Source organism: Barnesiella sp. An22, assembly GCF_963931395.1.
Classification (GTDB): Bacteria; Bacteroidota; Bacteroidia; order Bacteroidales; family Barnesiellaceae; genus Barnesiella; species Barnesiella merdigallinarum.
Genome location: NZ_OZ007014.1, coordinates 2,765,096 through 2,791,508, shown reverse-complemented (window position 1 = coordinate 2,791,508; position 26,413 = coordinate 2,765,096). Strand labels below are relative to the sequence as shown.

Here is a 26,413-nt window from a genome sequence, read left to right as displayed (position 1 = left end):
ACGGGGTCATTTGTAGCATGTTCTGTTTCTGACAAAATGTCGTCACTCCACACGCTACAACACGCACGGCCCTCGAAAGTTCGAAGGCAGGCGGGTGATTATGGGGTGGAAACGGGTAAAGGCGGAGTTATTTCCGAGGTTGGACCGAAAGGGAATCGGGGCGGTCGGTAGACGTCGAGTCGGGCAGGGCGAGGGTATCGGTTGCGATGGCGGGAAGCTCCGGCCGCCGGGCGCTCGAATCGTTGGTCGTGGCGGGCAATTCGAGTTTGAATTGGGGGCGCTCCTTGCCCCAGAGCGGAGCCGTAAATTTCGGTTTCGACGGGGCCACGATGGTATCGTTGGCCAGCAGGGTAGAGATGAGCACCGGGTTGGCGATGCGGCTCACCGGGGCATTCCGTTTCTTCTCGAGGTTCTGTTTGATAGAGTCGGTCTCCTGTTTGGTGAGCAGCCGGTTGTCGTCGCCGAAGAGGGTCATCAGCACCATCTTGGTGCGCAGGGCCCGCTTCTTGCGTTTCCATTCGCGATAGAGCTCCACGGGGTCGATAATCCCCACATAAGCTATACTTGCACCGAATGGCATGGTGTTGGGTGCCCCCATTGTGAAGTTGTTGACCGGGCCGGGCCGGTCGTCCGAGAGGGGACGCAGCAGGTTGCGCACCAGAAAATGGTCGACCATGCGGGCAATCGTTTCGTCGTGCAGACTGGCGATGCTGTCCTTCACGGCGTGCAGCAGGATGACGTTGAGCATGAACTCCGAGGGGTTTTCGGGGAAGAGGGTCGAGGGTCTCATCATCTGAATCGAAGCCTTCTCGAGATGGTCGTCCAGCCGACGTTGGATAAAGTGGTCGTTGGGGGTAGAGGTAGGCATCTGCTCGGTGCGGGGCCACGACTGTTCGCCCCCTTTGATTTCCAGCTCCGAGCCGTTGCCCGGTCGCATGGGGGGCGGGGTGGATTGTGCGCACACGGTACCGACGGCCGTCAGAAACAGGCCGCACAACCATAGTCGCATATCTCTTGTCGTTCGTGGTTTCACCATACCATTTGCAAAGATACCCGCAATTTGGTAACCTTTTGGCGATTCTCCCGAAAATTAACCGTTAATAATATTATAAAAATATTTAGAAAAAGTCGGGCCATGACCCCGAAACAGCAGAGCCCCTGATCTCTTCCACATCTATATAAATGCTTGATGCTTCTGGCAAAACACAAATAAATTTGATTTTACCCGCGGCTTGCACTATCTTTGCCCAGGAAAAATCTGAGCCCGGGGCTTCCGGCGGCTGCACCGAGGTGCGGGTCGGGGCAGTGCGGTGTCTCCCCTTATTTTCAAACTTGAACGACAGACGATGGATTTTGAGCTGATACATACCGATGAGCGTAGCAGCGCGCGGGCGGGCGTCATCACGACCGACCACGGTACGATACTGACGCCTATCTTCATGCCCGTGGGCACGGTGGCGTCGGTCAAGGCCGTGCATCAGCGCGAGTTGCGCGACGACATCAAGGCCCAGATTATCCTGGGCAATACCTACCACCTGTACTTGCGGCCGGGCCTCGACATCTTGCACAAGGCCGGCGGACTGCACAAGTTCAACGGGTGGGAGCGCCCGATTCTTACCGACAGCGGGGGCTTTCAGGTATTCTCGCTCTCGGACCGCCGCAAGCTCACCGAAGAGGGGGCTCACTTCCGCTCGCACATCGACGGGTCGAAACACCTCTTCACGCCCGAGAATGTGGTGGACACGCAGCGCATCATCGGGTCGGACATCATGATGGCGCTCGACGAGTGTACGCCGGGCGATGCCGACTACGACTACGCCAAGAAGTCGCTGGCCCTTACCCGCCGCTGGCTCGACCGGGGGTGGAAACACTTCTGCGAGACCGAGGGGCTCTATGGCTATCGGCAGACATTCTTCCCCATTGTGCAGGGGTGCGTCTACCGCGACCTGCGTACCGAGGCGGCCAAGCATGTGGCCGACCTGGGGGCCGACGGCAACGCTATCGGCGGTCTGGCCGTGGGCGAACCTACCGAAAAGATGTACGAGATGATCGAGGTGGTGAACGATATTCTGCCCCAAGACAAGCCCCGCTATCTGATGGGGGTGGGCACGCCGGCCAATATTCTGGAGGGTATCGAGCGCGGGGTCGACATGTTCGACTGCGTGATGCCCACGCGCAACGGCCGCAACGGCATGCTCTTCACCCGCAACGGCATTATGAACATGCGCAACAAGAAGTGGGCCGACGACTTTTCGCCCATCGACCCCGAGGGTACCTCGTTTGTCGATACCTGTTACAGCAAGGCCTATCTGCGCCACCTCTTCATCAGCGAAGAGATTCTGGCCATGCAGATTGCCTCGATACATAACCTGGCATTTTATGTATGGCTCACCCAGGAGGCCCGTCGCCAGATTCTGGCCGGCACATTCAAGCCGTGGAAGGACGAGATGGTGCGCCGGGTGACTACACGGTTGTAAAACGTCGCATGATGAAGGTACTGAAGAAAATAGACATCTATATCATCAAGAAGTTTCTGGGAACGTACTTCTTTGCGATAGCCCTTATTCTGGCTATCACCATCATGTTCGACATCAACGAGAAGCTCGATTCGTTTCTCAAGGCGCCGTTGTCGGCTACGATATTCGACTATTTCTTCAACTTTCTGCCCTATTTTGCCAACCTCTTCAGCCCGCTCTTTACCTTCATTGCCGTCATCTTCTTTACCTCGAAGCTGGCCGACAACTCCGAGATTATCGCCATGCTCTCGAGCGGCATCAGTTTCAAGCGGCTCTTTGTGCCCTATATGATTTCGGCGGCCATCATTGCGGCGCTGAACCTCTATTTGAGCTGTTATGTGATACCGCCGGCCAACGTGACCCGCATCGAGTACATGAATACCTATGTGAAGAACAAACGGGTCGACTATGCCAGCAACATCCAGTTGCAGGTCGAGCCCGGTGTCATCGCCTATATCGCCCGCTACGACAACAGCAACAAGACCGGCTACCGATTTTCGCTCGAGAAGTTCGACGACAAGGTGCTCAAGTCGCGCCTCACGGCCCAGACGGTCAACTACGATTCGGCCTACCACTGGCGGGTCAACAATTACCTGATTCGCAACTTCAACGGCATGCGTGAGGAACTGGTGCGCGGTACTTCGCTCGATACGATTGTGCCCATCGAGCCCTCCGACTTCCTTATCTCGCAGAACGACAGCGAGATGATGACCACCCCCGAGCTGCGCCGCTACATTATCCGCCAGAAGGAGCGGGGGGTTGCCAACATCAAGAATTTCGAAATCGAATATGAACGGCGCTTCGCCATGGCGGCTGCCGCCTTTATCCTCACGGCCATAGGCATGTCGCTCTCGTCGCGCAAGGTGAAGGGGGGCATGGGTATCAACATCGGTATCGGGCTGCTGTTGAGCTTCTCCTACATTCTCTTCTCGACCGTGACCTCGACCTTTGCCGTATCGGGAGCCACTTCGCCCATGCTGGCCATGTGGATACCCAATATCCTCTACACGGTAATCGCGGTCGTGCTGTATAAAAAGGCTCCTAAATAGGAATAATTTCTTATTGTCTGAAAATAAATGCCTTTTTATTTTTTGCTGTGGAAATAATAGCCTACCTTTACCACCCTATTCTTTTATTTAATTTCAAGTACAAATAATGATTCAAGAAGATTTTGAGCAGCATGTGGTAAAACTGCAAGGTGCTCTGTTGGGCTTTGCCAAGAGTCTGACCCACAACGACGACGAGGCAAAAGACCTGTTGCAGGAGACGGCTCTGAAAGCCCTGGTAAACAAAGAACTTTATCACGATACGGGGAGTTTCAAGAGCTGGCTGTGCACCATCATGTTCAATCTCTTCCTGAATTGCCGCCGTCTTTCTTCCCGCCAGCAGGCCATGATAGCCGATTTCCAACTGGACGCTGCCGACGACATGGAGGAGGCAATCAATGCCGAATGTGCCATATCGGCCACCGATATTCAGCAGATCATGAATCTGTTGCCGGCCAAGTGCCGCACGCTCTTCTCCCTCTATCTGCAAGGATACCGTTACGACGAGATAGCCCAACGCCTGAATATGCCGGTGGGTACGGTGAAGGTCCAGATATTCCGCATCAAGAACCGGTTGAGAGCCTGCAAAAAGCAGATTTTGTGACAGGCAGGTCCCGCGCTTTCGCCCGTAAGGCCCGACGGTATTTCCTCTCCTCTCGCCCATACGCACCGGTAAAAAAGATAGACCCGCACCTCTTCGCAGAGATACGGGCCTTTTTCGTTTATTTAAATCAGGAAGTTAATACGTCGTATGTCGTTCGTTACATGCCCGTGCCGCTGCCCGAGCCTCCCATGCCGCTGGCTGCGCCGCTACCGGCACCGCTGCCGCTGCTCTTGAGGTCGTCGTTGTTGATACTGCGGCGGGCCTTCTTCACGGCACTCTTCATCTGGCCGAACGAGTAGGTTATACCCAGCCGTACATACTGGCAGGGGTTGTAGTTGTAGCTGTCGATGCGGTAGTCGTCGTTCTTGATGTGCATGACAAACTTGCGCTCTTTCGAGAAGGGGTCGCTGGCCGAGAGGTTCACCTGCAACCGCTTGTTGAAGAACGACTGGCTCACGCTGAAGCCGCAGAAGGCAAAGGGAGCCGTGGTTCCCACCAGCATGCGGAATCCCGAATAGTAACCCACGTTGGCACTGATGGCACCGTCTTTCCAGGCATTCCAGCGGGCACCCAGAAAACCGTTGTAGTCCCACCCCTTGTTGGAGTAACCGGCCCGGGCCGAGCTGTAGTCGCTGTATCCGCCCGAGAGGTTGGTGTAGAGGTTGAGCGTGGGCAGCACGTTGCCCGAGAAGAATACGTTCAGCTTGCCCTCGCGCACCCGGCCTATGTTGTCGTAGGTGACGTTGGCGATACCGTTCTCGTCCATGAAGATGGTCTGCTCGATACCGTTGTTCTGCACGCGGCCGTTCAGCTCGGCGGCCAGGCTCATGCCCGTGGCGGTAAAGAGGGTATATCCCAGCGAGAAGGTGTGCGAAATCTCGGAGTCGAGGTTGGGGTTACCATAGGTCACCTGCATGGGGGTAGAGGTATCCTTGAAGGGGTTGAGTTGCCAGATGCCCGGACGGCTGAGCCGCTGCGTGTAGGAGAGCTTGACGGTCTGCATCTCGCGCGGTTGCCACGAGAGGGTCACATAGGGTACCACGTTGAAGAAGTCGTTGTCGAAGCGGGTCTCTTGTGTACCTCCCTCGGCGTTGTGGTTGGTGGTGCGGCCGTCGTTCCAGGTCGATTCGAGCCGGGCACCCACCTTGCCGCTCCACTTCTTGATCTTCAACACATAGCCGGCATAGAGGCCCAGAATGTGCTGCGTGTAGTCGAGGTCGTTGACCGGCAGCAGCACGTCGCTCCAGGTGTCGGTAGGCTCGTCCCACAGGCTTTGGGTGCGGTTGCCGTCGCTCACGTTGCAGCGCATGATGTACTTGGCGCCGGCTTCGATCTGGTGCATCTCGGTGAGGGGGTCGAAGTAGTCGATCTGTACGGTCTGTTCGGTACCGTGAGCCTTGTTCTTGCTGCGTTCGATGTAGCTGTTCCAGTTGATGAGGCCGTTGCTCTCGGTGGTATAGTCCGAGTTGTTGGGGTTGTATTCAAACTGGTACGAAGCCGTGAGGGTGCGGTCTTTCTTGGCGAACGAGCGCTGGTAGTCGAGCGTACCCGACACCGAACCGTAGTCGCTGCTCGAGCGGGTGAGCGACTGGTATTGGCTGCTGATGTCGTTGGCCCGGTTGTAGTAGGTGTAGTCGAGGTTGGAGTTGGACTTGTTGTTGCCCAGCCAGCCGAAGGCCGAGAAGCTGATGAGGTTGAGGGTGTCGATTTCGTAGCTGGCCTCGATCGAGAGGTTGTGGCCGAGCCCTTCGAATCGCGACTTGCCGTAACCGGCCGAGTGGTTGAACTCGTCGCTGCCGTAGGTCTCGGAGAAGGCTTTCGAGCGGCCTCCGTGGCCGTTGGTGTAGCGGCTGCCCGAGTAGCGGCCCGAGAAGGCAAACTTGCCAATTTGCGAGGAGAGGTAGACGTTGCCGCCGAATCCGCCGCGGTTGTCGGCATTGGCCCCCACGCTGCCCACTATGCCGTTGGAGTCGCGTCGCGACACGGTGACGATGTTGATGATACCGCCCACGCCCTCGGCCTCGTATTTCGACGAGGGGTTGGTGATGACTTCGATATTCTTGATCGAGCTGGCCGGCATGCTCTTGAGTACCTCCTTGAGGTTGTCGCCCGACATGATGGCCGAGCTCTTGCCGTTGAGCAGCACCTTGTAGTTGCTCTGTCCGTTGAGCCGGATGTTCTCCTCGGCATCGACGGTAATCATGGGCACCTTGCGCAGCATGTCGAGGGCGTTGTTGCTCGTGGCCTCGGGGTCGGCCTCCATGTCGTAGGTTATCTTGTCGATGTCGCTCTTGATGAGGGGGCGTTGGGCCACGACGGTTACCTCAGAGAGTTCGGTCCCTTCGGTGAGGGTGAGGTTGCCCAGGGCCTTGGTGCGTTCGCCCGGTTCGATGGCTACCTCTACGCGGTTGGTCGCATAGCCTACCGACGAGATGGCCAGCGTATAACGGTTGCCGGCGGCAGCCGTGGCGGTGAAGCTTCCGTTCACGTCGGAGGCCACGCGGGATAATACCTTGCCGTCGCTGTTTTCTACCCCTACGGTCACGAAGGGGATGGCCTCGCCACTGATCGAGTCGGTCACGGTGCCGCTTATTTTGCAATCGGCCGCAGCGGCGTGGGCCATAGTGAATGCCGAGAGTAGCATTCCCAGCAGAATACCCAGTTTGAAAACTCGTTTCATCTGTTTTAGTCAATTAAAATGTGTGATGAATAGATCGGTCTGTTCTTATTTTTTCTCTTTTTTATCCTTGTCGTCGGAGGTGTATTTCATACCGATGCCGAAACTCACGGCGTCGATACTGTCGTTGTCGATCGACTTCGATAGGTTGAACTCCATGAGGTCGATAGTGCCGGTCACACCAATGTTGTTGCCCTCGATCGACAGGGTGTTGAGCGCCTTGGGAAGGAAGGCGGTGCCTATGTTGTTTTTCGAGAGGCTCAACGAACATTTGTCGTTAAGGTATGCAAATAGTGTGCCGATATTGCATTGCTGGCAGGCAGTCCCACTGTGGCCTATGCTGTCCTGCACGACGAGCATGCCCACGTTCGATTCCCGCACGACCACGTCGCCTTGCGATTGAACGATGAGTTTATCGAAGTTGCTCTCCGAGAAATGGAGCGTGACGTTGGGGTTGTGGTTCTCGACGATGAGTTGGGTATTATGGTCGTAGTCGAGAGTCTGTTTGCCGAACCACGACTGGGGTATCGAGTCGTTTGAGTCGTCGGCCGACGGCTGCTCCAGCCACTGGTCGGTGAGGTGCAGGGTGTCGCCCGTGTAGTTTTCGCCGTTGGCAAAGACGATACCCTTCCGGGAATCTTTCTTGTCGCGGGTCGAGATGAAGATGCAGATGCAGGAGTATACCGAGTCATTGTCGGTATCGTCGATAACGAGGTACCGCACGGGGGCGTTGGCATTTTCATTATAATCCAGCAACTCTTTCAGATTCTTCAATTTCGTTTCGGGCGAGAGGTTGCTGATGACTTTGATGGCGATGATGGGGGCGAATATCATCACGGCCAGAACAATTAACAGGACTATGGTCGAGCGTTTCATGATGCTTGGTTTGAGGGGTTTGACGTGAGGTTTTCGATAAATTCCCGGTACATGGAGTCAATCTCGTCCATGGGGATGTGCAGGGTATAGAGCTGCATGAAGAAGCGTGGCAGTTCGGTCTTGAGGAATTCGTTTCGCCGGTATTCCGTGATTTTGTGTTTGGCGTCGGGCGAGACGAAGAAGCCGATTCCCCGCTTGTTGAAGATGATACCCTGGGTCTGCAAAAATTCATAGGAACGCATCACCGTGTTGGCGTTTACCTCCACGAGGGCCGCGTATTCGCGCACCGAGGGTATGCGGGCCCCAATGGCATAGTGGCCCAGCAGTATCTCGTCGCTGATGCGTTCGGCGATTTGCAGGTAGATGGTTTGGTTCTCTTTGAATTGCATACTTATCGTTTGGTTTCGTTTATTTCGAGTTCTTTCATGCGCATGTATCCGATGTATCCGAACAGCAGATATTCTACGGCGCTGATGCCGTTGAGTATCCACACGAAGTCGTTGTTGTTGAAGCTGTCGAAGTAGTTGCCTACGACCAGGTAGGTGAACATCGACTCCAGCTCTTCCTTACCCAGCAGGGTGGTGTAGAAGATGATGACGATGATGCCCAGCAGGAAGCAGGCGGCAATGGTCTTGAGAAAACTGTTTTTCTGCCACAGCGTAGCTCCCAGCGTGAAGGTAACGATAATATTGATCGTGTAGTTCACCAGGAACGAGGTGCTGTACATGTTGTTGTTCCAGAAGGTGAGCAAGCCTTGCAGCGGTGTGCCCGGGTTGAAGGCTTCGCCGCGTATCATCGACGAGGCTGTCTCCGAGACATACTGGGCCACCAGGATGGCTGCGAAGAAGAGAATGGGGTAGAGCACGATGGTCCACAGCAGGTGGGCGATATACTTCTCGGCGGTCGAGGCGGGAACCACCAGGTAGAGCACCCGTTTGGAGCGGCGGCCTATCTGATCGGCCAGGCTCGAAGCACTCTTGGCGATATAGACAAAGAAGCCGAGCCAGATAATTATCTGTATGCCTGTCGAAGCGATGGAGGGAATCAGTCCCTCTTCGTCGGTCGAGTGGAAGAGGAACATCAAGAGGGTGTAGATGCCTGCCAGCGAAAAGAACTGGAGCAACAGTCCCCGTTTCCACTCGTGTATCTGCTTGGAGCAGTAGCGTCCGAAGCGTTTCAGACTGAAGAAGTTGGAGGCCGTCGGGCGTGAGGCTACCGAGGCGGCTGCCTCTTGGGCGTTGGGGGTTATGTCATATTCGTTCATGGTCGTCTTATTTTACAGGGTTGGCAAATATACGTTCGATTTCCGCCGGTTTTTCGATGGCGTAGTTGAAGAGCATCTCGATGTCGAGCGGCGTCTCTTCGCCCGTGGGGTTGGGCAGGATGGCGCTGTATCCGGCAATGGTCGAGACCGAGTAGAGAGCCCCTTCGATGTCGGCCTCGCCGGCTCCCTTGATAAATCGCAGGTGCGAGGTGATGTCGGCCGTGTCGCTGTCGAGCAGCAGGCGGCCGCCCTCGAGAATGTCGATGCGGTCGATCATGTTTTCGAGGTCGCGCACCTGGTGGGTCGAGATGACGATGCTCTTCTGCTCGTTCATGCCCGAAGCGATGACCTTGCGGAACTGGCTCTTCGAGGGGATGTCCATGCCGTTGGTAGGCTCGTCCATGAGCAGCAGCGGGGTGTTGGTGGCCAGGGCAAAGCTCACCAGGTATTTCTTTTTCTGTCCCATCGAGGTCTTGGACAGGTTCTTGACATTCTCCAGTTCGAAGTCGGCCAGATACCGGTCGAACTGCTCGCGGTCGAAGCGGGGATAGAAGACGCTGTTGCGGCGTACGTAGGCATCGACCGAGATAGGGGGAAGGTCGAACTCCTCGGGTACGAGGAAAATCTTCTCGAGCGTTTCGGGGCGGCGGTGGCGCACCTCCACACCGTCGAGCGTGATGCGTCCCTTGTGGGGAAACATCAGGCCGCACATCATATAGAGCAGGGTCGATTTACCGATTCCGTTTTTACCCAGCAGCCCGTAAACCGAACCCGGTTGTATCGTCAGGCTTATGCCGTTGAAGATGGGGGCCTTCTTTTTGTGATAACTAAATTCAAGATTCTCAATCTGTAACATAGTATTTCGGGATAAAATTGTTTTACTGTTTTGGTGTATTAGTTTAATAGTACACTGCAAATGTAGATAAACTTTTTGAATCTGCAACAAAAAAACTTATTTTTTTTCTGTCGATTTGCAAAAGCCGTTAATGATTTGTACTTTTACCCAATCAAATAACCCCAAAAACATAGAAAAAATGAGCCAAAACGAAGATATATTTGCCTACGACGAAGACAAGGCTGTAGAGTATATAAAGAATGTATTGCCCCAGGAACTGAAAGAGAAGTATAGCTACGACGATATTGTCTACATTACCGATGTCGTGTACGACTATTACGAACAGAAGGGGCTCTTCAACGAGGATGCCGGCGACGAGGTGGAACTCGACGAAGACGACATCATCGACTTTGCCCGCAAGTGTGCCCACAAGGACGGCGTGAAAATCGACGACGAGGATATGCCTTTCCTGGTACGGGGTGAATTGGATTACGAAGAGTCGCTGGGTGTTTTCTGAGGAGGCGAGTGATGAACAGGAAAACAGGATTTATCATATTGCTGGGTGTAGCCGCGTTGCTCCCCGTCGAGGCGGCCTCGCAGAATGTCTTTCAGAAGGCGGCCAACACGGTGTCGTCGTGGTTCTCGTCGGACAAGTCGAAAGGCGAAGTGGCCCCGACCGAGCATATCGACCTCACGCAGTTGACCCTCGACGAGAATATCTCGATACCCGAGCTCGACAAGGAGGCCCGCAAGATACGCACCGCCCAGTCGCGTGAGATGCGCCGCTTGCAGAAGGCCCGTCTCACCGACCTGAAGCTGGTGCGCAACTACGAGGTAATCAAGGCTACCATAGCCGCTTCGAACCTCTTCCTGCCCAACGATACGGTGCTGAGCGAGAAGGCCGACATTTTTCTGCGTCCCTTCCTGGCCGACCTGCGCATACCCGATTACTACCATGTGATGCTGGTCATGCACAGCGACGATACCGGCTCGGAGGCTTACAGCCTCGACCTGACCCGCTCCCGGGTACAGGCCGTGCGCGACTGGTTTGCCCGCAACGGGGGCAATACCGACTTTGTGGTGACGTATGAGGCCGGTGCCTTTTCGCCTATCGCTTCGAATCGTACCATGGAGGGGCGGGCCAAGAACCGGCGGCTCGAAATCTATCTGATACCGGGCGAGAAGATGATCGATATGGCTCGCCGCGGTCAGCTCGACAAGCGGTAACCTTTCGGTTGTAAAACAAGTTCTCGGTCGGGGCAATTCCATTTGGAACTCTGGGTTTCATTTGTTTTTGCTCTCATCTTTCTTGTATCTTCGGATAAGACAGGATACGGTTCGGGATAGTCAAAAACTGAAAAACTCCGTTTTTCTTTTGACTCTCCGCTCACCTTTCACTATCTTTGCACACTGCAAAATAGAATGTGGCCGGGCATGGTCAAACAGTGGAAACGGCTGTTTCCGCTTGACTCTGTACCCGACTTTCGCTATTGGGGCAAATCCTTTGCTTGGGGCAGGGGAGAAGTTTTTTCGTGTCAATAAACAAACAGCATAAAATAATGGCAAAAGAGTTGAAAGAATTGACCAAGCGTGCCGATAACTATTCGCAATGGTACAACGACTTGGTGGTAAAGGCCGACTTGGCAGAACAGTCGGCCGTGCGGGGCTGTATGGTAATCAAGCCCTATGGATATGCAATTTGGGAGAAGATGCAACGCCAGCTCGACGACATGTTCAAGGCGACGGGCCACGTGAATGCCTACTTCCCGTTGTTGATTCCGAAATCGTTCCTGAGCCGCGAGGCCGAGCACGTAGAGGGCTTTGCCAAAGAGTGCGCCGTAGTGACTCACTACCGCTTGAAAACCAACCCCGACGGCACGGGCGTAGTGGTAGACCCCGCCGCCAAACTCGAGGAGGAGCTCATCATCCGTCCTACCTCCGAGACCATTATCTGGAACACCTATAAAAACTGGATTCACTCCTATCGCGACCTGCCCATCCTGTGCAACCAGTGGGCCAACGTGTTCCGCTGGGAGATGCGTACCCGCCTCTTCCTGCGTACGGCCGAGTTTTTGTGGCAAGAGGGGCACACCGCCCACGCTACCCGCGAGGAGGCCGAGGCCGAGGCTCGTCGCATGCTCGAGGTTTATGCCGACTTTGCCGAGAACTTCATGGCCGTGCCGGTAATCAAGGGTGTGAAATCGGCCAACGAGCGTTTTGCCGGTGCCCTCAATACCTATACCATCGAGGCCATGATGCAGGACGGCAAGGCCCTGCAGTCGGGTACGTCGCACTTCCTGGGGCAGAACTTCGCCAAGGCATTCGACGTGCAGTTCATCAACAAGAACAACGAGCTCGAATATGTGTGGGCTACCTCGTGGGGCGTATCTACCCGTCTGATGGGTGCCCTCATCATGACCCACAGCGACGACAACGGTCTGGTGTTGCCGCCGAAACTGGCTCCCATCCAGGTGGTGATTATCCCCATCTACAAGAATGCCGAGCAACTGCACGCCATCGACGTGAAGGCCGACGAAATCGCCGGCAAGTTGCGCGCCATGGGTATCTCGGTCAAATACGACAACGCCGACAATAAACGCCCGGGCTTCAAGTTTGCCGACTATGAGCTGAAGGGTGTGCCCGTGCGTCTGGTCATGGGAGCCCGCGACCTCGAGAACGGCACCGTAGAGGTGATGCGCCGCGATACGCTCGAGAAAGAGACGTTGCCCGTCGACAACATCGAGCAGGTTGTAAAAGGTCTGCTCGACGAGATACAGGCCAATATCTTCCAGAAGGCTCTCAAGTTCCGTCAGGAGCACACCATTACGGTCGACAGCTACGACGAGTTCAAAGAGAAGATCGAGGAGGGCGGCTTTATCCTGGCTCACTGGGACGGCACGACCGAGACCGAGGAGCGCATCAAGGAGGAGACCAAGGCGACGATTCGCTGTATCCCGTTCGATGGCGATACCACGCCGGGCGTCTGCATGGTTACCGGCAAGCCGTCGGCTCGCCGCGTGCTCTTTGCCCGCTCGTACTAATCGAGACGAATACAAGTTCAACCATACTGCACAGGGCGGTTCCGACAGCGGGGCCGCCCTTGTTGTTTGCGTTTGCAGGGAAACAGGGGGGGAGGATGTGACCGCAGACTCTCTCTCTGCGCGGCCGATACGGGAGACTCCGTTGCGTGAGGGGCAGGGGTTAGGGGGTGACAGACGAGCTAGGGGTGGGGTAGTTCCCGTCGGATTGCCGGGCGTCCCGAGCCTGCTCTTTGGGACCGAAGGCCCGGTTCCATTCGATGATTACTCCCTCGCGGCTGAAGTGGAGGGTAAGTACCCCGTTGTCGCCTATCATGGCCTTTACCCCCTCTTTGAGCGGTTTGTGTTCGGCATCGAACCAGGTGACGTCGAAGAGGTTGGCGAGTCCTGTCGGTCGCAGTACCGCCTTCACCATGCCCGCTTGCCATTGGTCGTTGAATCGCTGGGCCCCGCTCTCGTAGACGAGCAGGTAGTTGGTCCCGTTAGCCACCAGGGCCAACCGGTAGTTGCCGCCCAGTCGGGTGTTGAGGCTCGACGAGGAGGCTTGCAGGAATTCATAGACCCCTTCGGTGGGGTCGGTGCTGTGGCGCAGGTACTCGTTCAGGGCTTCGGGTTCCCAGACGACCTGTCGTTCGGGATATTCGCACGGTGTAACCTTCCACGACTTCAGCTCAACACAGGCTCCGCGCCCCACGTAGATACCCGCCCGGTCGCCAAAGAGGCGGTCGTCGCGGCAAAAGCCGATGCGACATTCGCGCTCGTCGCCCAGCAAGATTTCGTATCCGCCCTGGGTAGGGACAATGTGCAGCCGGTTGTAGTCGGTCTCGGGGCGGATGGCCGATGAGGCGATTCGCTGCCAATGGGAGTGAACCAAGGTGTCGCCATCGGCTACGGTCAGGATGGTAAATTGCAGTTCGGGCAGCTGGTAGCCGTAGAAGTCGTCGTTTCCGGCCCGCATCAGTACGGCGTGGTAGTTTTGGTTATCGCGGTATCCCCATACCACGCCCCACACCGGTCTCTTCACCGAACCAGCCCGCCGGCTCTTCCCGGAGTCGTCGACCCGATAGACTGCATACTTTCTGCCCGTTCGGTTGTGGCGATTGGCCAGCTCGACCGTGATGGACGGACGCATTCCTTCGCCCGGAACAATGCCGGTAGATACTACGTTCACCACATCGCCGTCGGCATTGCGGTTACAATCCGATAAAACATCTTTTTGAATTACAGCCCGGCGCAGCGGCTCCTCACCCGTGTACCACGATTGGGCCACGCACGAACCGGCACAAAGCATGGTAACCAGAATAGTAAGGAGGAGATGTACATTCATGGTTTTGCTGTTTGGGGCAACCTGTTTTGCTTGTCAAGGTCACCACTTCAAAGATAAATCAAACCGGGCGAAGAACAAAGGAAAAAGAAGGTTTTTCGTTATCGGTTTGTGTCGTAGCACTCTGCAATCGCTGCATGGAGAAAAAGGTTGCTTATACCTGAGGCTTGGAGAATTGTGTCCGATGAGTATATTTCGAGGAGAAAGATAGCCCGATTGTCAGGTATATTTTTTATATTTGCGTATAAAACGAAACGAAAGCGAAAAGCAACGAAACACACATTATTAAATCTGATTAAAGCGCTAGAGAAATGTTGAAAAAAATGCTGGGAAAAGTCGTCGACTTTTATCGGGCCTTGCCCCCGGCCGAGAGGCCGGCATCGCTTACCGATGAAGAGGCTGCCAAGTTGACGAAGAAATTGAGATTGCAAAGTTTTTTTGCGGGAACCCTGGGGTATAGTTTGTATTATGTATGTCGCACCGGGCTGAATGTGGTGAAGACTCCTATTGTCGAGAGCGGAATGCTCAACGACCAACAGCTGGGCATCGTGGGCTCGGCGTTGCTGTTTGCCTATGCCATCGGTAAGTTTGTGAACAGTTTCATGGCCGACCACTCCAACATCAAGCGGTTTATGGCTACGGGGCTCATTGTCTCGTCCATAGCCAACCTCATCGTGGGGGTGTTGGGCTTGGCCAAAGGTATCATCGGACTTTCGTCGATGGCCTTCTTTGTCTGCTTTTTCATCATGTGGGCCCTCAACGGTTGGTCTCAGTCGATGGGTGCCGGCCCTGCCATCATAGCCCTGTCGCGCTGGTTTTCGCCCAAGGAGCGGGGAACCTACTACGGGTTCTTCAGTGCAAGCCACAATCTGGGCGAGTTTTTCTCCTTCATCTTCGTCGGGTCGGTCGTCGGTTGGCTGGGCTGGCAGGCCGGGTTCATGGGCTCGTTCATAGCCGGGGCGATAGGGGTGCTTATCATCATCTTCTTCCTGCACGACAGCCCCGAGAGCAAGGGGTTGCCCCATGTGGGCAATCCGCCCAAGGAGTCGACCGACAAGGCGCAGAAAGGTGTTCTGCGCAATCCCTACGTGTGGATTCTGGCTCTGGCCAGTGCCTTCATGTATGTGAGCCGCTATGCGGTGAACAGTTGGGGCGTGCGTTTTCTCGAGATGGAGAAGGGCTATTCGCTCGAACTGGCCACGACGGTTATCGGCATCAATGCCCTGCTGGGTATCTTCGGCACGGTGCTTTCGGGGTGGTTCTCCGACAAGTTTTTCAAGGGCAAGCGCAACATGCCGGCCTTTATCTTCGGGGTGCTCAACACCATAGGGCTCTCCCTCTTCCTGCTGGGCGGCGACAGTCTGGTGCTGAATGTCATCAGCATGGTGCTCTTCGGGGTGGCTATCGGGGTGCTCATCTGCTTCCTGGGCGGACTGATGGCGGTCGACATCGTTCCTCGCAACGCTACGGGGGCAGCCTTGGGTGTAGTGGGCATGGCCAGCTACATAGCCGCCGGTCTGCAGGATGTCATTTCGGGTACGCTCATCGAGAACTTCAAAACGGTATCGGGCGATGTGGTCACTTACGATTTCCTGCCCGTATCGATTTTCTGGATAGGAGCTTCCATCCTCTCGTTTGTGCTGGCACTCTTTGTGTGGAATGTCAAGCCGGCCGAGTGATGGCATAAGGATCATTGAACGCATGAAAAGCCGACGTCTTCGAGAAGAGGACGCCGGCCTTTTCGTATGGGTTTGTAGCGAGACCGTTTACGGTTGAGGCGGGGTAGAGCCTTTCGTTCCGGCATTCGGGTCGGTTGTCGGTGCGGTCGGTTTCGAATGAGGTTGTGATGCCGGAGTCGGTTGGGCTGAAGCGGTAGCCCCTCGACCGGATGCCGACGGAGTAGCCCCTGTGGGTTGCGAGTTTTGGGGGTGAGTTGTGGTCGGGGCAGCGGTCTCCTCCCAGTGGAAGGGTTCGAACTGGCTCTCCTTGTTGGTCCAGCTGGGTTTACGCGACGCGTAGATGATGAAGGGGGCAATCACCACGACGAGGGTACCGATAATGAGCACCGAGAACCACACGGCGTTGCTGCCTACCGAAATCTGGCTGGGGGGTATGAAGCTGAGCACGAAGGCCAGCAGGGAGCCCAGGAATCCCAGGCCGCCGATGAACCACATCATGCCGTTGCCTTTGCTGCCGATGCGGAACGGGCGGTTGCTCTTCTTCATGTTGTACCGCAGGTAGATGGCAGCCGAGAACATGAGCATGTACATGATGAGGTAGAGCACCACCGTGAGTTGCGACATGATTTGGTAGAAACTCTGTACCGAAGGCATCACGACGAAGAGCAGACTCAGCAGCGTGACGGCGGCACCTTGCAGGTAGAGGATGTTTTTCTGTACGCCTATCTTGTTGGTCTTCTGGAAGAAAGGGGGCAGATACCCGGCGCGGCCCACGGCAAAGATACCTTTCGAAGGGCCGGCCACCCAGGTGAGCACACCGGCCAGCACACCGAAGGCGAGTGCGATGGCAATGACCGGCGAGAGCCACGAGGCCTTGATGAAGTTGAAATAGTTGTCGAATCCGACCAGCAGACTCTGGGTGAGGTTGATGTCTTTTTGCGGGATGATGATACCCAGTGCAAAGGTACCCAGCACAAAGATGAGCACTGTGATGGCCGAGCCGATGAATACCGCCTTGGGGTAGTTTTTCGAGGGGTTGTTGATGTCTTTCACGTGGATACCGCCCATCTCCATACCGGCATAGAAGAGGAAGATGCTGGCGGCCAGCACCAGGTTGTCGAAGTTGGAGAAGTCGGGCAGGAAGCTCCCCGAGAAGTCCATCTGCGACTTGCCGCCCATGGCCAGATAGACGATGGCCAGAACCACCAGCAGCCCGGCCGGAATGATGGTACCCACCAGACCGCCCACCTTGGCCACCTTGCCTACCCAGTCGAGCCCCTTCAGCGAGATGAAGGTGGCCAGCCAGTAGATGAACAGCACCACCGCCAGGGTGTAGAAACGGTTCGAGGCCAGCAGCATGTCGCCCGTGTGGTCCATGCCGATGAAGGCGATGGCCACGGCGCCGAAGGTCAGTACCGTAGGATACCAGATAGTACTCTCGATCCATTGCAGCCAGATGGCCAGGAAGCCGGCCTTCTTGCCGAAGGCTTCGCCCACCCAGCGGAACACACCGCCCTGCTTGTCCTGGAACATGGCGGCCAGTTCGGCGGCTACCAGAGCCGTGGGAATGAGGAATACCAGTGCGGCAAATAGATAATAGAAGGCCGAGCTTACGCCATATTCGGCCTCGGCCGGCAGTCCGCGCAGCGAGACGACCGCCGTTACATTCATGATAGCGAGCGTAAATACGCCCAGTTTGACAGATTTACCGATGTTTGCCATATACGTTTTGAATTAAGTTTGTCGTGGTGGAGCAGCCACATTCATGCAGATAAACAAACATCGGGCGGTTGTTGTTTTACCGGCATGAAATTATAAAGAAAGAAAAAATGGAAAAACAAACTTCTCCGTCGGGGTGGCGACGGTACGAATCGAAAGTCTACGGCGCCCTGCACATCGCTATTCTGGTGCTGTCGGTGTTTCTCATCATTACCATTTCGGTCGATACGTTTCGCAACCTCTCGTTCCTCAATCAAGGCAGCTACATGACCGTGCAGCTGTGGGTGTGCACCTTCTTCATGTTCGACTTCCTGCTCGAGCTGGTACTCTCGCCTCACAAGTGGCGCTATCTGAAGAGCCACTTTGTCTTCTTCCTGGTATCGATTCCCTATCTCAACATCATCACCTTCATGCACGTCGACTTCTCGCCTCAGGCCGGCTACTTCCTGCGGTTCATCCCGCTGGTGCGTAGCGGCTATGCGCTGGCCATCGTGGTGGGGTGGTTCACACGCAACCGGGCGTCGAGCCTGCTGGTGTCGTACCTCACCATGCTGTTGGCCACGGTCTACTTCTCGAGCCTGCTCTTCTTTGTCATCGAGCACGATGTCAATCCGCTGGTCGTGCACTATACCGACGCTCTTTGGTGGGCCTTTATGGATGTGACTACCGTAGGGTCGAATATCTATGCGGTCACGGCTACCGGCAAGATTCTGTCGGTCGTGCTGGCGGCTCTGGGCATGATGATGTTTCCCATCTTCACCGTCTATGTGACCAACTGGGCCCAGCAGGCGACCCGGCGCAAGGGCGATGCGTAATCCTTTGGCCTTCCTACAAGACAAGAGAGCCGGGTGCCATCGCACCCGGCTCTCTTGTCTTGTAGGAAGGCGATTGCCGGTCAGGCCGAGACAATCACCGAGTCGCCGCTGAATACCGAAAGGCCCAGCTTGTTCATGATGTAGCGAATGGCCAGTTGGGCCTTGACCGAGTTGCCGGCCTCGTCGATAGGCGGGGCAAAGGCCGAGATGCCCATCACGCCCGGCAGTACGCCCAGGATGCCGCCGCCCACGCCCGACTTGGCCGGCAACCCCGACGTGTAGAGCCAGTCGCCCGTGTGCTCGTAGAAACCTACGGTCGAGATGAGCGAGGTAATCTTGGAGGCCAGTGAAGCCTCGAACACCTGTTGGCTCGTCTTGGGGTTGACCCCTTTGTTGGCGATGGTGGCTCCGCAGATGGCCAGCTGTTGGGCGGTGATGCCCAGCGAGCATTGGCGGGTGTAGAGGTCGAGCGACAGGTCGGGGTCGTCGTAGATGCGACTGTAGTTTTTCAACAGCCAGGCGATGGAGCGGTTGTTGAAGTTGGTGTCCGACTCCGACTTGTAGAGCTCGTCGATCAGGACGGGAGCACTGCCCGAGAGTTGAGTGATGTTCTCGACGATGGCCTCCCACTTGGCCTGGGCGTTGCCGGTCGGCTGCACCATGCTGCACGCCGATATGGCACCGGCGTTGACCAGCGGGGTAGAGGGGTGGTCGTTCTCGAGCAGGATGGCCACAATCGAGTTGAAGGGCAACCCTGTGGCATCGGCCCCGATCATCGAGAGCAGTTTGTCGGCCCCGTACTGGCGCAGCACCAGAATGGCGGTGTGTACCTTCGAGACCGATTCGATGCCGAACCGGTACTGGGTGTCGCCCACCTCGATGAGGTGCCCGTTGGTGAGGCACACGCTTATGCCGAACAGCTGGCTGTCGATGCCGGCCAGATAGGGAATGTAGTCGGCATTCTTGCCGTCGTGGTTGTTGCGGTAGAGGTTGTGGGCCTCGTGCAGGGTTTGCTCGATTTGAGCTATCGAAATAACCTTTTTCATAACCGTTACTTTTTGGATTTGCGGCGATAGCCCGTGTGGGTGAACATGGTGCTTTCGATCTCGATATTTTTCTCCTGGGCGATGCGGGTGGGGGTAGGATACTCGAGTTTCTCGAGGTCGGCCACGGCGTCGCAGATGTCTTTGAGCAACATGTCGGCCATGTCGCGGCTGAAGCCCTGGCGCACGACGATACGCATGACCACGTAGCTCTCTACGCTCTTGGGCAGCGAGTAGGCGGGTACCATCCAGCCGCTTTGGCGCAGACGGTCTTGCAGGTCATACAGGGTCCACTTGGCATTCTTGGCATAGTCGGGGTGCATGTACCAGATGAAGAGCGGGTTCTCTACCCGGTCGCTGTAATTGACAAAGGGTTTCATCTTGCCGATTTCGTCGTGCAGGTATTGGGTAATCTGAATGCTGTTGTACTGGATGGCCTTGTAGCCCTGGAATCCCAACCGGATGAACTGGTAGTACTGGCCCAGAATCTGTGCGGCGGGACGCGAGAAGTTGAGCCCCACTTGCGTGATGTCGGCACCCAGGTAGTTGACGCTGAACGACATGTCGTCGGGCAGATACTTCTTGTCGCGCCATACGACCCAACCCAGACCGGGATAGACCAGGCCGAACTTGTGGCCCGAGGTGCTGATGGAGAGTACCCACTTCAGGCGGAAGTCCCACTTCTTGTGCGGTTCGAGGAAGGGCAGGATGAATCCGCCCGAGGCGGCGTCGACGTGTATGGGGATGTCGTAGCCGGTCTTTTTGTTATAGGCGTCGAGCAGGTGGTCGAGTCGCTCCACGTCGTCGTTCAGGCCCGTCCAGGTAACTCCCTCGATGGGCACGATGCAGATGGTATTCTCGTCGCACATCTTGAGGGCCTCTTCCGGGTCGAGGGTAGGCTTGTCGAGCGTGAGCGGAACCTCGCGCATCTCGATTTGCCACAGTTGGGCAAACTTCTCCCACACAATCTGGTAGGCCGATGAGATGACAAAGTTGGGCTTGTCGGTGGGTTTGCCCTGGGCCTGACGTTTCTTGCGCCAGCGCAACCAGGCGGCCACACCGCCCAGCATACAAGCCTCGGACGAACCTATGGCCACGGCGCCGCTTTTCCATTTGGCCTCCTCGGGCGAGTTCCACAGGTTGGCCATGATGTTGATGCACTTGGCGTTCATCACGGCAATGCGGGGATACTCCGTCTCGTCGATGTAGTTGATGTTGATGGCCTCGTTCATCAGCTTGGTGGCATACTTGTCCATGTAGGTGGTGACGAAGGTGGCCAGGTTGAGGCGGGGTTGAGTCTGGGCAAAGGTCTCGTCCTTGACCATCTGGTAGGCGATTTCGGGGGTGGTAGGTGCATCGGGTATGCGCTCTACGGGCGAGGGTTTCAACATTTCGTCGGACCCGAAGATGCTTGTTTTGGCATCTCCTTCTCTTAAACTAAAATCTCTCATTGTATAAAGTTTTTAATGAATTAAACCTGCGAAACCGGCACTCCCGGGGAGGACGGCTTCTGCATGAGACAACAGTCCCGACCGGGTGAATGTTTAGTGCGCGGGGGCAATTCCTGCACAATTTGGCACTTGTTAAAAAAGGGGGCGATAAACTTTCGGGGGTGTAGATTGTTCTCACCCTGTAAACGGGTCGGCAGGGATGCCGACCGAAAACTGCAAGACTATGAAAATTGAAACCGGGCGGGGTACGATTCCGCTCATTACACTGTTGGGGATATGGTCCATATCGGCCTTGAGCGCTTTGCCGGGGCTGGCGGTTTCGCCCATTCTGGGGCAGTTGTCCACCATCTTTCCCCACGCGTCCGAGTTTGACATACAGTTGCTCACCTCGTTGCCTTCGTTGCTGACGATACCCTTCATCCTGCTCTCGGGCAAACTCACCGAGCGGGTGAACAACGTGCTGCTGTTGCAGGTGGGGCTGGTGGTCTTTGCCTTGAGCGGGGTGCTCTACCTCTTCTCGGGGCAGATGTGGCAGTTGATTGCCGTGAGTGCCCTGCTGGGTATCGGGGCGGGCATCATCGTGCCGCTCTCGACAGGCCTCATCTCGCGCCATTTCACGGGGCGATACCGCACGCAGCAGTTCGGGTTGAGCTCGGCCATCACCAACGTCACGCTGGTATTGGCCACGATGCTCACCGGCTATCTGGCCGAGGTGAACTGGCACTTGCCCTTTGTCGTCTATCTGGCTCCCGTGCTTTCGCTGCTGCTCTCCTTCTCGCTCAAGGGCGATTCGACTTCGGCCCGGCCGGTGGCCCAGAGCTCGACCGGACGCATCGACACGGGGCGGCTCGTGGGGCTGATGGCCTTCTATGGACTCATCACCTATCTGGTGATTATCGTCAGCTTCAACCTGCCCTTCCTGATGAAAGAGTACCATTTCGATACGGGGGCGTCGGGCTTTATCATCTCGCTCTTCTTTCTGGCCATCATGTTGCCCGGCTTCTTCCTCAATCCCGTGTTGTCGTTTCTGGGGTCGCTCACCAAGTTTACGAGTCTGGTCAGCATTGCCATAGGGCTGTTGCTTGTTCTGCTGTCGTCCAGCGAGTGGGTATTGGCCGTCGGGGCGGTATTCATCGGGTTGGGCTATGGGGTAATGCAACCCGTCATTTACGACCAGACTACCCGGGTGGCCGATGCCTCGCGGGCAACCTTTGCCCTGGCGCTGGTCATGGCCATGAACTACCTGGCCATACTGCTTTGCCCGGTGATTATCGATGCCCTCCAGTCGCTCTTCCACATTCGCACCCAGCGGTTTGCCTTTGAACTCAACCTGGGTATCACGCTGCTGGCGGTGGTGTGGGCCTATTGGAAACGGCACTCGTTCCTGTTCGACGATGCTCCCGCTAATCCCATACAGACATGAAGATGATGCGTAGTAAAGTAGCGATGGCCAACTGGGCCATGGTGGTGTCGAAGGTCTTCGGCGGCTTGAACGTGAACGCCCTGCACTACCTGTTGCCCCTGTGGCTTGCCCCGCTTACCGGGGCTACCTTCCGGTGCGTGTTTGCCGCCGTGGCTTTCTGGATTCTCGGCTTTTTTGCCCGGCCCGAAAAGGCCTCGACCCGCGACAAGTGGATACTCTTCCTGCTGGGAGCCGTGGGCATCTATGGCTACATGTTTTCCTATCTGATGGGGCTGAGCAAGACTACCCCGGTCTCGGCCGCCATCTTTACCTCGATGCAGCCCATCTGGGTCTTCGTCATATCGGTGCTCTTCATGCACGAGCGCATCACGCTGCTCAAGGTGGTGGGTATTCTGGTGGGGTTGGGGGGCGCCATGCTCTGCATCCTCACCCAGAAGAGCGACGACCTCGCCTCCGATGCGTTGGCCGGTAATCTCTTCTGCCTGATGAGCTCGGTCATCTATGCCATCTATCTGGTGTTGAGCAACCAGTTTCTGAAGCGCACGGGTACCTATACCCTCATGCGCTACACCTTTTCGGGGGCGGCTGTGTCGAGCTTGATTGTGATGGCCTTTACCGGCTATGATGCCCCGTTGTTCGAGTCGCCGCTTCACCTGTGGCCGCTGGCGGCGTTGCTGTTTGTGCTGATATTCCCCACGGTGCTGAGCTATCTGCTGGTGCCCGTCGGGCTGCGGTATCTGAAGACGACGGTGATCGCCATCTACGGCTATCTCATTCTCATGGTGGCTTCGATTGTCTCGTTTCTCACGGGACAGGACCGTTTCAGTTGGACCCAGATTCTGGCCATGGTGCTCATCTGTGTCGGGGTTTACGCGGTAGAGATTGCCGAGAATCGCGGCAGCCGTGCCCCCACGTCGCATTTGCATTCATCGCCTCATGCGTGACGACCCTTTGCGGAACCATCGCGGGGCCCGTTGCCACACCTTTTTCAGCTCTTCGGGATTGCGGGCCACGATAACCGTGGTGACGGCCACGAGTATGATGCCGATACCCCAGTCCTGCACACGGCTGCAACTCTCGCCCAGGAAGAGGATGCCCATGACCACGGCGGTGAGCGGCTCCATGCAGCCCAGCACGGCGGTGGTGGTAGAGCCTATATGTTTGACGGCCAGGATGAGGGTGAGGTTGGAGATGAGTGTGGGCACCAACGCCAGCATGAAGAGGTCGATGCCGCTCTTCCACGACGGGATGGGAGCCAGCCCTTCGCCTCGCACCAGCAGGTTGACGAGGAAAAAGAGACTCCCGGTCGAGAGGATGTAGAAGGTGAGCTTCAGGCTGTCGATACGGCCGATGCTCGAGCGGTTGAGCCCCACGATATACGAGGCGTAGGTGAGTACGGTAGTCAGCGCCAGGGCCATGCCCGTAGGGTTCACCTCACTGCCGTTGCTCCCGCTCAGCAGGTAGATGCCGCCCAGGGCCAGCAGCGTGGCCACGGCAACGGGCACCGAGAGCCGCTCCTTGAAAAGAACGACCATCAATATCGTCACCAGCACCGGGTAGAGAAAGTGCAGCGTGGTAGCCAGTCCGCTGGGTATGTAGAGGTACGACTGCGTGAGCAGGAACGAGGTGGCGGCATAGAGCAGGGCAAAGCCGGCAATGACCGGCAGTTGCCGCTTTGCGATACGGAAGCTCTCGCGTCGGGCCAGCAGCACGAGCCCTACCAGCAGGGCCGATATGGCAAACCGGTAGAATACTACCGAGTTGACCGAAACCCCGGCCTTCAAGGCAGGTATGGCAAAGAGGGGCACAAGTCCGAATGTGGCCGACGATACCACGGCATAAATCAGACCTCTGATCGATTTTCTCTTCTCTTCCGTCATCACGCTATCTTTAAGCATCTGAAATAATCTTTTTGTCGGGCGAACGATGATGCGGGGCCGCATGGAAAACCGATGTTTCCGATACGGCCCCGTATGTTTAGAAACTCATAATCCGCTACAACGGTTCACGACCGCAGGACGGCGGTGGGGAATCACCTCCCCAGGCACTCGTCGATATAGGCTTTCATGGCTGGTACGGCAGCCTCGGCACTTTGCAGCAGCTTGAACTGCGCGCGGGTACGCACCAGGTTGTGGTCGGGATACTTGATTTTGTAGTAGGTATCGCCGTTGATGTAGTCGGCGAGGAACCGCACGGCCTGCATGTAGGGGAAGAGGGTGGCGGCGTAGGGCAGGTTGTCGATTTCGACATCGATCAGGAATACGCGAGCCGTCTCCAGGTAGCCCTTGGTGAAGGCCTTGAAAATCTCCATGTTGAAGTTGACGTGGTCCAGATTCTTGTCGTCCTCCTCGCCGGTGTTGGCGGCGGTGCGCATGAAGTCGCCGAAGTCGGAGAAGATGTAGCTGGGCATCACCGTGTCGAGGTCGATCACGCACAGCACCCGGCCGTTCTCGTCGAACATCATGTTGTTTACCTTCGTGTCGCAGTGGCAGATGCGCTTGGGTAGCTTACCCTCGCGGTGCAGACGCTCGGCCAGACACATGGCGTCGGCCCGTTTCTCGATTTCGTCGAGCAGCGGACGTACCTCGGCTACGCGCCCCACGGGGTCGGCGGCTACGGCTTCGCGCAGTTGCTTCAGGCGGAACTCCATGTTGTGGAAGTCGGGAATCGTCTCGCCCAACTCGACTGGTATGTCGGAGAGCATGGCCTGAAAATCGCCGAAGGCTTGGCCGGCATAGTAGGAGTATTCGGGCGTGACAGCCTCGTAGCTCTTGGCGTTGTGGATAAAGATGAGCACCCGCCAGTAGCTCTCGCCGTCGAAGTAGTAGAGCTTATGGTCTTTCGTGGGGATGAGGGTGAGCACCTTGCGGTCGATATCGGTCTCGCCCCGGGCTTCCAGTTTGTGACGGATATGGGTCGTCACCTGGTAGAAGTTGTTCTGGAGCATATCCACGTTGGTGAAAATCGTGTGATTGATGCGTTGCAGCACATAGTCGGGAGCCTCGGGGGGAGTGGTCGTCACTTTATACGAGTCATTGATGAGGCCCGCACCCAGCGGTTTTATTTCGGCAACTTTGCCTTCCAAGGCAAAGTGCGACAAGATGCTGCTCAAATCTTTCATAGGTCGTTATTTATTGTTTCTGTTGAATCGATTCGATGAACGCACGATAGAGCATTTGGTAGCACTCGTAGAGCTCTTGCGGATTGTTGTACTCTTTTGAGTTGACCTCGTACATGAAGGGCCCCGTGTATTCGGCGTTATAGAGAGCCTGTTGTATCAGGTTCCAATCGTTGTCGCCTTTCCCGCTGCAGGGGTTGGGCATGTAGTGGCATTCGGCCCGGCCGTTCCCGTCAGAGACATGTAGAGTCTTCACCCGGTTGCCCATGGCTTCGATGAGCCGTTCGGGGTTGTCGATGTGGTTCATGTCGACGGCCGAATAGACATCGCTGGGCATCTGTTTCATAATCAGCTCTACCTCTTCGACCGTACGGCACAACGGACGTTCGTATTTCTCGTTGCGAAGCAATTCGTGACCGAGCATATTCTCGATGACCATGATGGCGCCGGCTTCTTTGACCAAGGGGTTAAGTTCGTTGACCGAGCGCAAGAGTTGGGCGATGCGTTTGGGGCGTTCGTTGAGTCCCAAATACCAGCTGGGGTGAAAGAGGATAACCCGGGGTTGCAGTATCTTGCAGAACCGCAGAATACGCCGTTGCAAGGCTACGGTGCTTTGTCTTATCGACTCGTCGCTTTGCGAGAGGTCTATCTCTTTGCCGAAGGGCATGTGTATCGACCAGATTTCGATACCGGCCGAGTCGGCAGCCTGTCGGGCGCTCTTCATGCGGGCCGTAATCTCTTCGTCGCTTTTCTCCTTATTGGTAAAAATTCCGGCACCCAACGATATCTCTATACAGTCGATGCCGGCCTCTTTCATGGTTTTGAGACGGTTGTAGTCGACTGCGTTGAAACCGATGGAACAGCCCACCCGCAAGGGGGGATATTTCTCTTTCCCGCTGGCCGGAAGGGATAGGGAAAGAACGGCTAAAAGCACAAATAAGCATTTGATTTTTGTGAACATGATGAATTTTATTTAAGAATGATA

At 56.1% G+C, this 26,413-nt stretch carries 23 protein-coding genes; 10 read left to right on the top strand and 13 right to left on the bottom strand.

The window, feature by feature from the left end; genetic code table 11:
- Positions 1-127: 127 nt before the first annotated feature.
- Positions 128-1,009: a hypothetical protein gene (locus ABGT88_RS11610; RefSeq protein ID WP_143240922.1), complete on the bottom strand. Its 882-nt coding sequence runs from the start codon at positions 1,007-1,009 to the stop codon at positions 128-130.
- A gap of 337 nt (positions 1,010-1,346) precedes the next feature.
- Here ABGT88_RS11610 and tgt point away from each other — a divergent pair, with 337 nt between their 5' ends.
- The 3 genes from tgt (at position 1,347) to ABGT88_RS11595 (ending at position 4,166) form a co-directional block, all read left to right on the top strand.
- Positions 1,347-2,477: a tRNA guanosine(34) transglycosylase Tgt gene (gene tgt / locus ABGT88_RS11605; protein ID WP_087408388.1), complete on the top strand. Its 1,131-nt coding sequence runs from the start codon at positions 1,347-1,349 to the stop codon at positions 2,475-2,477.
- Between the two features lie 8 nt (positions 2,478-2,485).
- Positions 2,486-3,565, top strand: a complete 1,080-nt coding sequence (locus ABGT88_RS11600; RefSeq protein WP_346702245.1) for an LptF/LptG family permease — start codon at positions 2,486-2,488, stop codon at positions 3,563-3,565.
- 106 nt (positions 3,566-3,671) lie between these two features.
- Complete coding sequence (locus ABGT88_RS11595) at positions 3,672-4,166, top strand: RNA polymerase sigma factor (RefSeq protein ID WP_346702243.1); 495 nt, start codon at positions 3,672-3,674, stop codon at positions 4,164-4,166.
- Between the two features lie 157 nt (positions 4,167-4,323).
- Here ABGT88_RS11595 and ABGT88_RS11590 read toward each other — a convergent pair whose 3' ends face one another.
- Genes ABGT88_RS11590 through ABGT88_RS11570 form a run of 5 tightly spaced genes read right to left on the bottom strand, consistent with a single transcriptional unit; the run spans position 4,324 to position 9,839 of the window.
- Positions 4,324-6,846, bottom strand: a complete 2,523-nt coding sequence (locus ABGT88_RS11590; protein WP_346702241.1) for a TonB-dependent receptor domain-containing protein — start codon at positions 6,844-6,846, stop codon at positions 4,324-4,326.
- Between the two features lie 45 nt (positions 6,847-6,891).
- Entirely contained in the window at positions 6,892-7,719 is an 828-nt protein-coding gene (locus tag ABGT88_RS11585; RefSeq protein WP_298664018.1) for a hypothetical protein, read from the bottom strand.
- Positions 7,716-8,108 carry a GntR family transcriptional regulator gene (locus tag ABGT88_RS11580; RefSeq protein ID WP_087408393.1) on the bottom strand — a complete coding sequence of 131 codons (393 nt, stop codon included), beginning with the start codon at positions 8,106-8,108 and terminating at the stop codon, positions 7,716-7,718. The genes ABGT88_RS11585 and ABGT88_RS11580 overlap by 4 nt, the downstream gene beginning before the upstream one ends.
- A 2-nt stretch (positions 8,109-8,110) precedes the next feature.
- Positions 8,111-8,983: a hypothetical protein gene (locus ABGT88_RS11575; protein WP_346702238.1), complete on the bottom strand. Its 873-nt coding sequence runs from the start codon at positions 8,981-8,983 to the stop codon at positions 8,111-8,113.
- 7 nt (positions 8,984-8,990) lie between these two features.
- A complete protein-coding gene (locus ABGT88_RS11570; RefSeq protein ID WP_087408395.1) occupies positions 8,991-9,839 on the bottom strand; it encodes an ATP-binding cassette domain-containing protein in 849 nt (282 codons plus the stop codon).
- A 178-nt stretch (positions 9,840-10,017) separates the two neighbouring features.
- Between ABGT88_RS11570 and ABGT88_RS11565 the strand changes: the two genes are divergently transcribed.
- The 3 genes from ABGT88_RS11565 (at position 10,018) to proS (ending at position 12,859) form a co-directional block, all read left to right on the top strand.
- Entirely contained in the window at positions 10,018-10,335 is a 318-nt protein-coding gene (locus ABGT88_RS11565; RefSeq protein WP_258327109.1) for a hypothetical protein, read from the top strand.
- 11 nt (positions 10,336-10,346) lie between these two features.
- Positions 10,347-11,045, top strand: a complete 699-nt coding sequence (locus ABGT88_RS11560; RefSeq protein WP_087408397.1) for an OmpA family protein — start codon at positions 10,347-10,349, stop codon at positions 11,043-11,045.
- Positions 11,046-11,377: 332 nt separating this feature from the next.
- Positions 11,378-12,859 carry a proline--tRNA ligase gene (gene proS, locus ABGT88_RS11555; protein ID WP_346702235.1) on the top strand — a complete coding sequence of 494 codons (1,482 nt, stop codon included), beginning with the start codon at positions 11,378-11,380 and terminating at the stop codon, positions 12,857-12,859.
- 160 nt (positions 12,860-13,019) lie between these two features.
- Here the strand turns inward: proS and ABGT88_RS11550 are convergent, their stop codons facing one another.
- On the bottom strand, positions 13,020-14,183 hold the full coding sequence (locus tag ABGT88_RS11550) for a hypothetical protein (RefSeq protein WP_346702233.1): 1,164 nt from the start codon (positions 14,181-14,183) through the stop codon (positions 13,020-13,022).
- A gap of 308 nt (positions 14,184-14,491) precedes the next feature.
- Between ABGT88_RS11550 and ABGT88_RS11545 the strand changes: the two genes are divergently transcribed.
- On the top strand, positions 14,492-15,859 hold the full coding sequence (locus ABGT88_RS11545; protein WP_346702231.1) for an MFS transporter: 1,368 nt from the start codon (positions 14,492-14,494) through the stop codon (positions 15,857-15,859).
- An 87-nt stretch (positions 15,860-15,946) separates the two neighbouring features.
- Here ABGT88_RS11545 and gadC read toward each other — a convergent pair whose 3' ends face one another.
- Positions 15,947-17,581, bottom strand: coding sequence for a putative glutamine/gamma-aminobutyrate antiporter GadC (gene gadC, locus ABGT88_RS11540; protein ID WP_258327113.1), 1,635 nt, complete (start codon positions 17,579-17,581; stop codon positions 15,947-15,949).
- 107 nt (positions 17,582-17,688) lie between these two features.
- Between gadC and ABGT88_RS11535 the strand changes: the two genes are divergently transcribed.
- Entirely contained in the window at positions 17,689-18,393 is a 705-nt protein-coding gene (locus ABGT88_RS11535; protein ID WP_346702228.1) for a potassium channel family protein, read from the top strand.
- Positions 18,394-18,473: 80 nt separating this feature from the next.
- On the opposite strand, the gene glsA is transcribed toward ABGT88_RS11535, so the two are convergent.
- Together glsA and ABGT88_RS11525 are read right to left on the bottom strand one after the other, a co-directional pair.
- Positions 18,474-19,439, bottom strand: a complete 966-nt coding sequence (glsA, locus tag ABGT88_RS11530) for a glutaminase A (RefSeq protein ID WP_346702226.1) — start codon at positions 19,437-19,439, stop codon at positions 18,474-18,476.
- A 5-nt stretch (positions 19,440-19,444) separates the two neighbouring features.
- Positions 19,445-20,887, bottom strand: a complete 1,443-nt coding sequence (locus tag ABGT88_RS11525) for a glutamate decarboxylase (RefSeq protein ID WP_346702224.1) — start codon at positions 20,885-20,887, stop codon at positions 19,445-19,447.
- 223 nt (positions 20,888-21,110) lie between these two features.
- Between ABGT88_RS11525 and ABGT88_RS11520 the strand changes: the two genes are divergently transcribed.
- A complete protein-coding gene (locus ABGT88_RS11520) occupies positions 21,111-22,310 on the top strand; it encodes an MFS transporter (protein WP_346702222.1) in 1,200 nt (399 codons plus the stop codon).
- A gap of 5 nt (positions 22,311-22,315) precedes the next feature.
- Positions 22,316-23,254 (top strand): DMT family transporter, encoded by a 939-nt coding sequence (locus tag ABGT88_RS11515; RefSeq protein WP_346702873.1) that lies wholly within the window; start codon positions 22,316-22,318, stop codon positions 23,252-23,254.
- Here ABGT88_RS11515 and ABGT88_RS11510 read toward each other — a convergent pair.
- From ABGT88_RS11510 to ABGT88_RS11500, 3 genes are all read right to left on the bottom strand, one after another.
- The gene (locus tag ABGT88_RS11510) at positions 23,237-24,208 is read right to left on the bottom strand and encodes a DMT family transporter (RefSeq protein WP_346702220.1); all 972 of its coding nucleotides are present in this window, start codon (positions 24,206-24,208) and stop codon (positions 23,237-23,239) included. The genes ABGT88_RS11515 and ABGT88_RS11510 overlap by 18 nt on opposite strands.
- Before the next feature lie 134 nt (positions 24,209-24,342).
- A complete protein-coding gene (locus ABGT88_RS11505) occupies positions 24,343-25,431 on the bottom strand; it encodes an aminoglycoside phosphotransferase family protein (RefSeq protein WP_346702218.1) in 1,089 nt (362 codons plus the stop codon).
- Positions 25,432-25,441: 10 nt separating this feature from the next.
- Positions 25,442-26,362, bottom strand: a complete 921-nt coding sequence (locus ABGT88_RS11500) for a sugar phosphate isomerase/epimerase family protein (protein WP_346702216.1) — start codon at positions 26,360-26,362, stop codon at positions 25,442-25,444.
- Positions 26,363-26,413: the final 51 nt, after the last annotated feature.